This is a genomic window from Cellulomonas triticagri (assembly GCF_003696205.1).
GTDB classification, from domain to species: domain Bacteria; phylum Actinomycetota; class Actinomycetes; order Actinomycetales; family Cellulomonadaceae; genus Cellulomonas; species Cellulomonas triticagri.
Map to the genome: position 1 here is coordinate 1 of NZ_RFFI01000125.1, position 12,021 is coordinate 12,021.

Sequence of the window (12,021 nt, forward strand, 5' to 3'; positions counted from 1 at the left end):
CCGGTGGACGCCCGCACGGCCGGGGTCGTCGCGTGAGCGGCCGGGGGCGGCACGCCGCCCGCGGGGCCGCCGACGCGCCCGCCGCCGGTGCGGGGCTGGGCGACCTCGAGCTGCCGGTGATGCTGCTGCACGACGACGCGATCGAGCACAACGTCCGGACCATGGCCGACTGGGTGCGCGCCGCCGGGGTGCAGCTCGCCCCGCACGCCAAGACCCACATGTCGCGCGACCTGGTGCGCCGGCAGACCGACGCCGGGGCGTGGGGGTTCACCGCCGCCACGCCCGCCCAGGTGCGCACGCTCGCGTCCTGGGGCGTCGGCCGGGTGCTGCACGCCAACGTGCTGGTCGACCCCGCGAGCATCGCGTGGGTGGCCGAGCACCTGCTCGCGGCGGACTCCGCCACCGAGTACCTCTGCTACGTCGACTCCGAGGCGGGCCTCGACCTGCTGCTGCGCGAGCTCGCCCCGCACCGCCCCGACCGTCCGCTGCCGCTGCTGCTCGAGCTCGGGTTCGCCGGCGGCCGCACCGGGATGCGCGACGACGTCGCGGCGCTCGCGCTGGCCCGCCGGGTCGCGGCGTCCGAGCACGTCCGGCTCGCCGGCGTGGCCGCGTTCGAGGGCCTGATGCCCGTCGGTGACGACCCCGCCGCCCCGCCCGGCGCCGCCGAGCTGCTGGAGCGCGTGCGCGGCTTCGTCACCGCGCTCACGGACCAGGGCCTCGTCGCCGGGGTGCCCGTCGTCACCGCGGGCGGGTCGTCCTACTTCGACCTCGTGGTGCGCGAGCTCGGCCCCGCGATGTGGGACGTGCCCGTCACGACCGTGCTGCGGTCCGGCTGCTACATCACGCACGACCACGGCGTCTACCGGCGGACGTCGCCCCTCGGGGCCGACCGCGGGAACGCCGCGCTGCGGCCCGCGTTCGAGCTGCGCGCGTCCGTGCTCTCCGTCCCCGAGGACGGACGCGTGCTCGTCGGGTTCGGCCGCCGCGAGGCGCCCACCGACGACCGGCTGCCCGTCGTGCTCGGCGCCGTGCCCGCGCCCGACGGCGCGCACGACCTCGACGTCACCGGGTGGGAGGTGACGGGCGTCAACGACCACCACGCGTTCCTGCGGGTGCCGTCCGGCGTCGCCCCCGCCCCGGGTACGGTGCTCCGGTTCGGCATCAGCCACCCGTGCGGCGCGTTCGACCGCTGGCGGCACATCCCGCTGGTCGAGGACGACGTCGTGGTCGGCGAGATCACCCCCCGGCTCTGAGCGCACCCGCGCCCGCGCCACCTGCACCACCCGCACCGACGAAGGACCCGCGCATGAGCACCACGACCACCGAGCACGTCCTCGACGGCCTCCCGCTGTGGGACGGCGAGCGCGAGGTCGGCCCCGCCCGCCTGGTGTGGTCCGGCGACCGGATCCTCGCCGTCGAGGAGGCGCCCGCGCGCCGCACCGACCTCAGCGTGGTCCCGGGCCTGGTCGACACGCACGTGCACCTCGGCTACCCGGCGGGCGAGCCCGCCAAGGACGCCTCGACGTGGCCGCTGATCACCCCGCCGGAGGAGCGGTCGCTGCACGTCGCCGCGAACGCCCTGCGCTGCGCCCGCGGCGGTGTCACCACCCTGCGCGACCTCGCCGCCGACTCGATCCAGCTCGCGGTCGGTCGCGCGTTCGAGACCGGCGTGCTCGTCGGCCCGCGCCTGCTGTCGCACGGTCAGGTCGGCATGACCGCCGGGCACGGCGACCTGTTCGTCCCGCCGCACTACGCGCACCGCCCGCCGACCGCCGACACCCCCGACGAGTGCCGCAAGCTCGTCCGCACGTGGGCGCGCTCCGGCGCGGCGGGCGTGAAGGTCTACACCTCCGGCGGCGTGCTCTCCATGGGCGACAAGGTCGGCTGGCGCAACCAGACCCGTGAGGAGATCCGCACCACCGTCGACGAGGCGCACGCGCTCGGCATGCTGGTCGCGGCGCACACGCACACCGCCGACGGCCTGGACATCGCGCTGGAGGAGGGCGTCGACTCGATCGAGCACGGCACCGCGATCCTGGAGCGGCACCTTGCCGCCCTGGTCGAGCGGAACCTGCCCGTCGCCCCGACCCTGCTGATCAACGACATCATCGCCGAGGGCCGCCGCCCGGTCTCCGCCGAGGCCCAGGAGAAGGCGCGCGACGTCGTCGCCCTGCGCGACGCCGGGTTCGCGCGCGCCGCCGAGGCGGGCGTGCGGTTCGTGCTCGGCACGGACGCGTCCGGGCAGTTCGTCGGCTTCGGCGACCAGATGGAGGAGGTGCGCACGATGGCCGCGATGTTCGGCTGGACCGCCGAGCGCACGCTCGCCGCCGCGACCTCCGACGCCGCCGACGCGATCCGGCTCGGCGACGTCACCGGGCGCCTGCGTCCCGGCCTCGGCAGCGACTTCGTCGTGCTGCGCGGCCGCCCGTGGGAGGACGTGGACGCGCTGCGCACCGAGAACATCGTCGCCGTCGTCTCGCGCGGTCGCGTCGTGGCGGGCACCCTCCCGGACTGACGCGCCCCGCCCCACCCGCCGCCCACCGCCCCAGTCCCACACCGAACGGTCACGAGGTGCGGGATGCGGGGTCGCGAACCCCGCACCTGCTGACCTTTCGGCGGCGCTGGACCGGGGCGACGCGGCGGGTGTGAGCGTTCTGTGCGGACCGGGCCGCCCGGGGTGCGGTCTGCGTGCACCCGCGCGAGGGTGAAGGGGCAGGGGCGCGCGACGAGGAGGCACGGTGCGGGAGAGCTACGACTACGTCATCGTCGGTGCGGGCATGGCGGGTGACGCCGCCGCGCACGGCATCCGCGAGGTGGACCCGGACGGCACGATCCTGCTGATCGGGCGCGAGCCCACCGGCCCGGTGACCCGGCCCGCGCTGAGCAAGAAGCTGTGGACCGACCCGGACTTCGCGTTCGACCAGGTCTGGCTGCCCACCGCCGACGACACCGGCGCGGAGCTGCTGCTCGGCGAGTCCGTCGTGGGCCTGGACCGCGAGGCCCGCACCGTGACCACCGACGCCGGGCTGACGCTCGGGTACGGCGCGCTGCTGCTCGCGACCAGCGGGGAGCCCCGCCGGGTCGACGGCGTCGAGCCGTCCGGCCGGGTCGTGTACTTCCGGACCGTGCGGGACTACGAGCGGCTGCGCGACCTCGCGGGCGGCGACCGGCACGTGGTCGTCGTGGGCGGCGGGTACATCGGCACCGAGCTCGCCGCCGGGCTGGTGCAGAACGACACCCGGGTCACCCTCGTGTTCCCGCAGGAGACGCTGACCGGGCACACGTTCCCCGCGCACCTCGCCGCGCACGTGCAGCGCCGGTTCGCGGACGCCGGGGTGACGCTGGTCGGCGGCACCCGCGTGACCGGCACGGAGTCGGGTGCCGACGGCGTCACGGTCACCCTGGACGACGGCCGCGTGCTCGCGGCCGACGCCGTGGTGGTGGGCACCGGCATCGAGGTCGACACGTCGCTTGCCGGGGGCGCCGGGCTCGCCGTGGACGACGGCGTGCTGGTGGACGAGCACCTGCGCACCGACGACCCCCACGTCTGGGCCGCCGGGGACGCCGCGCAGTACCCCGACCGGATCCTCGGGCGCCGCCGCGTCGAGCACGTCGACAACGCCACCACCATGGGTACCCAGGCGGGCCGCAACCTCGCGGGCGCGGACGAGCCGTACACGCACACGCCGTTCTTCTACTCCGACCTGTTCGACCTCGGCTACGAGGCCGTCGGCCGCCTGGACGCGTCGCTGACCACCGTCGAGGACTGGCACGAGGACGGCTTCGGCGCGGGCGTCGTGTACTACCTCGACGACGCCGAGCCCGACCGCGTCGCCGGCGTGCTGCTGTGGAACGTCTGGGACGCCACCGACCGGGCCCGCGAGGTCATCGCGACCCAGCGCGACGTCCGCCCCGAGGCCCTGCGGGGCCGCATCCGCTGAGACACGCCGCGCGCCCAGCGGCAGGTCACCCGGCCGGACGGCCCGGGGCGTGGCATCGTGGGCAGCGGACGACGTGCCCGACCCCGGGAGGTGACCCCGTGCCGCTGACGCTGGTCGCCGCGCTGCGCTCCGTCACCGGGGAGCACCGGGCCGCCAACGAGGACTCCGCCGGCTGCTCCTCGCGCTTCGCGCTGGTCGCCGACGGCGTCGGCGGGCACGCCGGGGGCGACGTCGCCTCGGGGACGGTCGTCCAGCGGCTCGTCGCGACGCTCGGCGCGGGCGGGGATGCCGGTGCCGACCGGGCCGCGTCGCCCAGCGCCGAGGACCTGCGCACCGCCGTCGAGGAGGCGAACGGCGACCTCGTGCGCCGCACCCGCCGCGACCCCGACCTCACCGGCATGGCGACGACGCTCACCGGGGTGTTCTGCGCGGGCGACACCGTCCGGCTGGTGCACATCGGGGACTCCCGCGCCTACCGCTGGCGCGACGGGCAGGGCCGCCGCCTGTCCCGCGACGACTCGCTCGTCCAGCTGCTCGTGGACGAGGGCGTCATCGACCCCGCCGACGCCGCGGGGCACCCGCGCCGCAACGTGATCCTGCACTGCCTGGGCGGGGACCCCGCCGACCCCGCGCACGTCACCGTCGCCGACGCGGACGTGCGGGCGGGCGACCGGCTGCTGCTCGCCACGGACGGCCTCACCGACTACGTGCCCGAGGGGCACGTCCTCGCCGTGCTCGGCGACGCCGCCGACCCGCAGGAGGCCGTGGACCGTCTGGTCACGACGGCGCTCGACGCGGACGCGTGGGACAACGTCACCGTCGTCGTCGCGGACGTGGTCGAGGACGGCGGCTCGGCCTCGTCCGGAGTCGTCGGTCAAGTCCGGACCGCGGGTGCCGCCGCGGGGGACGGGCGGGCGGTGCTCGGCTCCACGGCCTGAGCGGCCGGGGAGGCGCGCGTCTGCCCGCCGCAGATCTGCCGACGGCAGACCCGGGGCCCCGGCGGCGGTGGCGGGTGCGAACGTCGGGGGACCAGCCCGACCGAGGAGGTCCCCCGTGCACCCCGTCCCTGTTCCCACCGCCCGCACCGCGGCACCGCCCGCCCGCGGGTTCGACGACGACCTCGCCGCCCGCCTGCTGCACCAGCGCATCGTGGTGCTCGGGCAGGAGGTGGACGACGCCGTCGCGAACCGCGTGTGCGCGCAGCTGCTCCTGCTGTCCGCCGAGGACCCGCGCCGTGACATCGCGCTGTACATCAACTCGCCCGGCGGCTCGGTCAGCGCCGCCCTCGCGATGTACGACACGATGCGGCTCATCCCGAACGACGTCGCCACGCTCGCCATGGGCCTGGCGGCCAGCGCCGGGCAGTTCCTGCTCAGCGCGGGCACGCCCGGCAAGCGGTACGTGATGGCGCACGCCCGGGTGCTCATGCACCAGCCGTCCGGCGGCATCGGTGGCACGGCCGTCGACATCGCGATCCAGGCGCAGAACCTCGCGCACACCAAGCGCGTCATGCAGACGCTCACCGCCGAGCACACCGGGCAGAGCGTCGAGACCATCGAGCGCGACGCCGACCGGGACCGGTGGTTCACGGCCGCCGAGGCGCTGGCCTACGGGTTCGTGGACCACGTGGTCGAGCAGCTCGACGACGTGCGCCCCGACGCCGCGCAGCGACGGGCGGGCCTGTGATGGCCGGGACCTACACCGTGCCGGTCGTGGTCGAGCAGCGGCCGACCGGCGAGCGCGCCGCCGACGTGTTCTCGCGGCTGCTGTCCGACCGGATCGTGTTCCTCGGCACCGAGATCGACGACGGGGTCGCGAACGTGGTCATCGCGCAGCTGCTGCACCTGCAGTCCGCCGACCCCGACCAGCCCGTGCACCTGTACCTGAACTCCCCGGGCGGCTCGGTGACGGCGCTGCTCGCCATCTACGACACCATGCGGTACATCCGACCGCCGGTGGCGACGTTCTGCCTCGGGCAGGCCGCGTCCGCCGCGGCGGTGCTGCTCGCGGCGGGGGAGCCGGGCCAGCGGCACGTGCTGGAGCACTCCCGGGTGCTGCTGCACCAGCCGTCCGGCGGCGGGCAGGGCACGGCCGCCGACCTGGAGCTGCAGGCCGCCGAGATCCTGCGGCTGCGCGCCCAGGTGGACGACATCCTCGCCGAGCGCACCGGGCGCACCCCCGAGCAGATCCGCACCGACACCGACCGCGACCGCGTCTTCACCGCCGAGCAGGCGGTGGCCTACGGCCTCGCGGACTCGGTGGTGACGACCCTCAAGCGCTCCTGACGCCCCGACCCCCCCGGGGACCGCGCACCGCGCGGACCGTGAGGTCGGGGGAACGGCACGAGGTCGGGGGAACGGTTCTCCCGACCTCGTCGCGTTCCCCCGACCTCGGCCGATGGGGTCACGCCGCGAGGGCGACCACCGGGGGGCTCGGCCGCAGCGGGTGGACGCCGGCGGTCGGTGCCGGCGCGTGGTGGGCCGCCGAGCCGAGCGCCGGCTGCTCCCGGGCGGCCGTGAGGTCGAGGACCACCCGGCCGTCCGCGTGGGCCAGGCGGGCGTGGGCCTCGCCGACGAGGTCGACCAGCCGCAGGCCCAGGGCCCGGCACACGGCGCCCAGCACCTCGGAGGACGCCTCCTTGCGGCCGCGCTCCACCTCCGACAGGTACGGCACGGACACCCGGGCCTCGCCCGCGACGTCGCGCAGCGTGCGGCCCTGGCGCTCGCGGTGCCCGCGCAGGATCGCGCCCACCAGCACGCGCAGCGGCGGCTCGGGGCGTGCCGGGCGGTCCGGGCGGTTCTGGCGGGTCGGGCGGGTCGGGCGCAGCGGGGTGGGTGCGGGGGACTGGGGCATCGGCTGGCCTCCTCGGCGTCCCCGTCACGCTAACCCCCGCACCTCGGCATGGCGCCGCTCGCGGCGCACCCGTCGTTCTGCCCTCAGCAGACGGCCCCGCTTGACTTCGAGCGCGCTCGAAGGTGGACCGTCACGGTGTGGCGGCCACGGGGCCGCCCCCGAGAAGGAGGAACGCATGCGCCTCGGTGCCCACCTCATGCGGTTCGACGCCGTCGAGCCCACCCACCTGCGCCAGGAGCTCGCCGACACCGCCGAGGCGGCGGAGGACGCGGGACTGACCTGGCTGTCCGTGATGGACCACTTCTTCCAGATGGAGCCCGCGGGGTTCCCGGCCGAGGACCCGATGCTGGAGGCGTACACGACGCTCGGGTACCTGGCGGCGCGCACCGAGACGGTGCAGCTCGGCGCGCTGGTCACCGGCGTGACTTACCGGCACCCCGGGCTGCTCGCGAAGATCGTCGCGTCGCTCGACGTGCTGTCCGGCGGCCGGGCGACGCTCGGCATCGGCGCGGCCTGGTACGAGCGGGAGCACCGCGCGCTCGGCGTGCCGTACCCGGCGCTGGCCGAGCGGTTCGAGCGGCTGGAGGAGGCCCTGCGGATCTGCCGGCAGATGTGGCGGCCCGGCGACGACGGGCCGTTCGAGGGCACCCACTACCAGCTGGCCGAGACGCTGTGCTCGCCGCTGCCGCTGAGCCGGCCGGGCCGGGGCCCGGAGATCCTGGTCGGTGGCTCCGGGGAGCGCAAGACGCTCCGGCTCGTCGCCCGGTACGGCGACGCGTGCAACCTGTTCGAGACGACGCCGGAGGAGGTCGCGCACAAGCTCGACGTGCTGCGCGGCCACTGCGACGACGTCGGCCGGGACTACGCCGAGATCCGGGTGACGCTGCTGATGGGCGGCGACCAGCTGCTCACGGGGGACGTCGACGGGTTCGTGGCCGCCGCCCGGCCGTACGCGGACCTCGGGGTCGAGCAGGTGATCCTGCGCCCGCCGGCCACGCCGCTCGCGGCCTGGGTGCGGGACCACGTCGCCCCCGCCGTGCCGCGGCTCGCCGACCTGACGGCACCCGCGGGCCCGCGCTGACCACCACGGCTCCGGTCCGGTCCGGCCGACGTGCCGGGCCGGGCCGGACGGCCCACCATGGGCAGATGCGGGGGCGGGCCGAGGACGGCTGGTGGGGCGTGGTCATCGACGCCCCGGACGCGCTCGCGCTCGCGGCGTTCTACGCCCAGGTGCTCGGCTGGCAGGTGGTCGGGGACGACCCCGAGCACGCGGTGGTCGCCGCGCCGTCGGGCGTCGCGTACCTGGCCGTGCGCCACGACCCCGACTACGCACCGCCCACCTGGCCGCCGCGCCCCGGGGAGCAGCGGATGATGCTGCACCTCGACGTCGAGGTGCTGGACCTGGACGTCGCGGTGCGGGCGGCCGTGGCGCTGGGCGCGCGCCTCGCCCCGGAACAGCCTCAGGTGGGCATGCGGGTCCTCGTCGACCCGGCCGGGCACCCGTTCTGCCTCTACCGGGACGGCTGACCTGCGCCGTCGTGCGGCACCTGGGCGGAGCACGTAGTGTCACGCCGTGAGGTCGCCCTGGTTCCGCCGCGTCACCGCGGGCAGCGTCGCGGGCGAGGAGGCGCGCGCGGTCGACTGGGGCGGGACCCCGCTGGGTCCGCCGTCCACCTGGCCCACCGCCCTGCGCGTCACGGTGGAGATGTGCTTCACCACGCGGTTCCCGGTGCTCGTGACCTGGGGACCGGAGCTGACGATGATCTACAACGACGGCTACCGCGAGATGCTCGGCTCCGAGAAGCACGCCGTCGCCATGGGCGCGCCGTTCCAGGAGGTCTGGAGCGAGATCTGGGCAGACCTGGCGCCGTCCGTCGAGCAGGTGATGGTGTGCGGCGAGCCCACCTGGTCCGTCGACCAGCGGCTGCTGATGAACCGCTCGGGGTACGACGAGGAGACGTTCTTCACCTACTCGTACTCGCCGCTGCGGGACACCGGGGACGTGGTGCGGGGGTTGCTGGACATCGCGACCGAGACCACCGACCGGGTGGTCGAGCGGCGGCGGCGCGAGATCGTCGCCGAGCTCGGGGTGCGGCTCGCGGCCGTGCACGGCGACGTCCCGCGGATGGTCGACGTCACGGCCGCGTTGCTCGCGGCGTCGCCCGACGTTGAGGCCGCCGACCTGCACCTGCGGGACGACCAGGGCCGGGTGGTGCGGGCGCGTTCGGCCGCGGGGGCCGGGGCGGGGGCCGACGGCGCCGGGGGAGTCGCGGACGACGTGGTCGCGCGGGTCGCGGCCACCGGGCACGCAGAGGAGGTCGACCGGTCCCTGGTGCTGCCGTTGCGGGCCGTCGGCGACCCCGGGACGTGCGGTGTGCTGGTGCTGACCGCGGGCCCGTGGCGGCCGTGGGACGACGCGTACCGGCAGTTCTTCGCGCAGGTCGCCACGGCGCTCGGCGAGGCGGTCAGCGCCTCCGTGCGGCACCTGCGCGAGGTGGCGCACCTGCGCGACGTCAGCGACACCCTGCAGGCCGCGATCCTGCCCGAGGGCGCCACCCTGCCGGGCGTCGTGGCGCGCTACCGCCCCGCGTCGGGCGACCTCGCGGTCGGCGGGGACTGGTACGACGTGGTCGAGCTCGGCCCGGGGCGTCGTGCCCTGGTGGTCGGCGACTGCGTCGGGCACGGCCTCGAGGCCGCCGCGCGGATGGGGCAGCTGCGCGCGGCCGCGCGCGCCCTGCTGCTCGACCAGCCGGACCCCGCGGCGGTGCTCGACGGCCTCGACCGGTTCGCCCGCACGCTGCCCGGGGCGGAGTGCACGACGGTGTTCTGCGCGGTCGTGGACGAGGTCGAGCACACCCTGACCTACGCGGTCGCGGGCCACCTGCCGCCCGTGCTGGCCCGGGTCGGCGGCGCCACGGCACTGCTCACCGGCGGCCGGGGCCCGGCGCTCGCGCTCAGCACCGCGGCGCACGCCGACGCCGTGGAGCACCTGAACGACGGGGACCTGCTCGTCGTGTACACCGACGGCCTGGTCGAGCGGCGGCGCGAGTCGCTGCGCGTCGGCCTCGACCGGCTGACCGCCGCCGTGGCGGCGCTGCCGCGCGGCGAGCACGCCAGCGCCGTCGCGGACGCGCTGCTGCAGGCGTTCGTGCCCGACGGCGCCGACGACGACGTGGCCGTGGTCGTCTACCGCGCCGGTGGCGTCGCCGAGTCGGCGGAGACCGAGCGGGTCATGCCGGAGCGCGACCCCCTGGGCGCCCCTGCCACCTGAGGCTCAGCCCGCGCCCTGCGCCGCCTCCACGAACCCCCAGAACGCGGGCTTGGCCTGCAGGTCGTCGTCGAACAGCAGCGGCGCCTCGAACGGCCGGTCCTCCGGCCAGTGCCGCAACCAGGACCGGGTGTCGTACAGCCCCCACACGCCGACGAACTCCAGGTCCCGCGCCGCGAACACCTGCACCAGCGCGCGCACCTGGTCGCCCTGCTGCGCGAGCCGGTCGGTCGGGGCCGCGGCCAGCCGCTCGTCCGACGCGGACACCGCGACATCGAGCTCGGTGACCGCCTGCCGCAGCCCGAGCCCCGCGACCGCGTCGAGCGTCGTGGCGACCCGGTCGACGTCGGTGCGCAGGCTGGCGTGCATCTGGTGCCCGACGGCGTCGACCGGGGCGCCCTGCGCCTGCAGGTCGAGCAGCAGCCGCACCAGCGCGCGGCGGCGGTCGGGGGCGTCGGTGTCGTAGTCGTTCACGTAGAGCACCACGTCCGGGCCCAGCACCTCGCGCGCGACCTGGAACGCCTGCGCGACGTAGGTCGGGCCCAGCACCTCGTACCACCGGCTGCGGCGCAGCCCGTCGGCCTCCTCGGGGTCGAGGGGCTCGTTCACGACGTCCCAGGAGCGCACGGGGTTCGCGTCCCCGTACCGCTCGGCCAGGTGGTCCCGCACCGTCTGGGTGTGCGCGCGCAGCCGCTCGAGCAGCAGCGCCTGGTCCTGCGGGGAGTCCGTGAGCGGGCTGCCGTCGGGGGCCTCGAAGAACCAGTCCGGCGTGGACCGGTGCCACACCAGGGTGTGCCCGTGGACGGTGCGGCCGTGCTCGGCCGCGACGTCCACCACCTCGTCCATCGGCCCGAAGTCGAACTCGCCCTCGACGGGCTGGATGACGACGGGCTTCATCGCGTTCTCCGCGGTGACCTGGTCGAAGTGGCGCAGCAGCAGGTCCGCCGGTCGGCCGCCGAGGTCCTGCGGCCCGACCGCGACGCCCACGGGGAACGCCGCGACGTCCGAGAGCGCCGGGACGTCCTGCTGCACCGGGGGTGCCGGGCGCTGCACGGTCACCTCGTCCACGCGCAGGTCCGCCGTCGGCGACGTCGACTCGACGTAGAGGCGCCACGCGCCGTCGCCGTCAGGGACCTCGGCGGTGCCGGTGACCTGCGTCCACCCGCCCGCGCCCGCCGTCGCGGCGCCGACGTGCACGTAGAGCGGCTCGCCCTCGCCCTCGCCCTCGACGCGGCGCTCCAGCGTGAGCGCGACCTCCGCGTCCTCGACGTCGTCGGCGGAGGCGGCGTCGCCGAGCCCGAGCCGCACCCACGCGGACACGGTGTGCACCTGGCCGCGCGCCACCGACCCGGACAGGTCCACGGCGGCGCCGTGCCACGGCTCGGAGCGGCCGGTCACGAGCAGGCTCCCGGCACCGGCGTGCGTGACGTCCTGGACGTCCTGCACCCCGACGCCCTCGCCCAGCGGCGCCCAGCCCTCGTCGCCCTCGTCGAACCCGCTGCTGAGCACCGTGGTCAGCGACTCCGCGGGCGGCGTCGACACCGACGGGGAGGGCGCGGGCGCGGTGCCGTCGTCGGGGGCGCCGTCGTCCCGGGTGAGCACCACCGCCAGGACGACCACGAGGACGAGCACGAGCACGCCGGCACCGACGAGCAGGGCGGGTCGGCGCACGCGCGGGTCCTTCGTTCGGGTGACGGGTGGCACCACCGTAGGCACCGGCGGGCGGTGCTGACCAGCGGGGTGCCGGAGCGGGCGGTGCTGCCTACGCTGGTCGGCATGGGGGCGACGCGGGGGACGGGCAGGACGCGGGCGATCGTGCCGGGGGCGGTCGCCGTCGTGGCGGGCGCGCTGGTGCTGCTGGCCGGGTGCGCACCCGGGCCGGACGCACCGGCCGAGGCGGCGTCGGCGACGGCCGTCGCGGCACCGGAGCCGGTCGCCGTCGTCGCGCCGGACGCCGCG

Annotated in this window: 11 protein-coding genes and 1 pseudogene; 10 read left to right on the top strand and 2 right to left on the bottom strand. The window is 76.3% G+C overall.

The window, feature by feature from the left end:
• The 6 genes from EBM89_RS17340 to EBM89_RS17365 form a co-directional block, all read left to right on the top strand.
• Positions 1–1,253 (top strand): alanine racemase (locus tag EBM89_RS17340; protein WP_233571821.1); only part of this gene is annotated, 1,253 nt, incomplete at its 5' end.
• 53 nt (positions 1,254–1,306) lie between these two features.
• Positions 1,307–2,515, top strand: a complete 1,209-nt coding sequence (locus EBM89_RS17345; protein WP_122150897.1) for an amidohydrolase family protein — start codon at positions 1,307–1,309, stop codon at positions 2,513–2,515.
• A 223-nt stretch (positions 2,516–2,738) separates the two neighbouring features.
• The gene (locus EBM89_RS17350; RefSeq protein WP_233571822.1) at positions 2,739–3,941 is read left to right on the top strand and encodes an NAD(P)/FAD-dependent oxidoreductase; all 1,203 of its coding nucleotides are present in this window, start codon (positions 2,739–2,741) and stop codon (positions 3,939–3,941) included.
• 98 nt (positions 3,942–4,039) lie between these two features.
• Entirely contained in the window at positions 4,040–4,879 is an 840-nt protein-coding gene (locus EBM89_RS17355) for a PP2C family protein-serine/threonine phosphatase (RefSeq protein WP_158609710.1), read from the top strand.
• 115 nt (positions 4,880–4,994) lie between these two features.
• Positions 4,995–5,627, top strand: a complete 633-nt coding sequence (locus tag EBM89_RS17360; protein WP_122150899.1) for a ClpP family protease — start codon at positions 4,995–4,997, stop codon at positions 5,625–5,627.
• The gene (locus tag EBM89_RS17365; RefSeq protein ID WP_122150906.1) at positions 5,627–6,226 is read left to right on the top strand and encodes a ClpP family protease; all 600 of its coding nucleotides are present in this window, start codon (positions 5,627–5,629) and stop codon (positions 6,224–6,226) included. Before EBM89_RS17360 ends, EBM89_RS17365 begins: the two co-directional genes overlap by 1 nt.
• Before the next feature lie 118 nt (positions 6,227–6,344).
• Here EBM89_RS17365 and EBM89_RS17370 read toward each other — a convergent pair whose 3' ends face one another.
• The gene (locus EBM89_RS17370) at positions 6,345–6,794 is read right to left on the bottom strand and encodes a helix-turn-helix domain-containing protein (protein WP_122150900.1); all 450 of its coding nucleotides are present in this window, start codon (positions 6,792–6,794) and stop codon (positions 6,345–6,347) included.
• Between the two features lie 175 nt (positions 6,795–6,969).
• Between EBM89_RS17370 and EBM89_RS17375 the strand changes: the two genes are divergently transcribed.
• The 3 genes from EBM89_RS17375 (at position 6,970) to EBM89_RS17385 (ending at position 10,065) form a co-directional block, all read left to right on the top strand.
• Positions 6,970–7,875 (top strand): LLM class F420-dependent oxidoreductase, encoded by a 906-nt coding sequence (locus EBM89_RS17375; protein WP_122150901.1) that lies wholly within the window; start codon positions 6,970–6,972, stop codon positions 7,873–7,875.
• A gap of 65 nt (positions 7,876–7,940) precedes the next feature.
• Positions 7,941–8,321, top strand: a complete 381-nt coding sequence (locus tag EBM89_RS17380; protein WP_122150902.1) for a VOC family protein — start codon at positions 7,941–7,943, stop codon at positions 8,319–8,321.
• Between the two features lie 46 nt (positions 8,322–8,367).
• Positions 8,368–10,065, top strand: coding sequence for a PP2C family protein-serine/threonine phosphatase (locus EBM89_RS17385; protein ID WP_122150903.1), 1,698 nt, complete (start codon positions 8,368–8,370; stop codon positions 10,063–10,065).
• A gap of 3 nt (positions 10,066–10,068) precedes the next feature.
• Here the strand turns inward: EBM89_RS17385 and EBM89_RS17390 are convergent, their stop codons facing one another.
• On the bottom strand, positions 10,069–11,733 hold the full coding sequence (locus tag EBM89_RS17390) for an endo-1,4-beta-xylanase (RefSeq protein ID WP_158609711.1): 1,665 nt from the start codon (positions 11,731–11,733) through the stop codon (positions 10,069–10,071).
• Positions 11,734–11,838: 105 nt separating this feature from the next.
• On the opposite strand from EBM89_RS17390, the pseudogene EBM89_RS17395 reads away from it, so the two are divergent.
• Positions 11,839–12,021 (top strand): annotated as a pseudogene (locus EBM89_RS17395) (hypothetical protein); the annotation flags it as partial.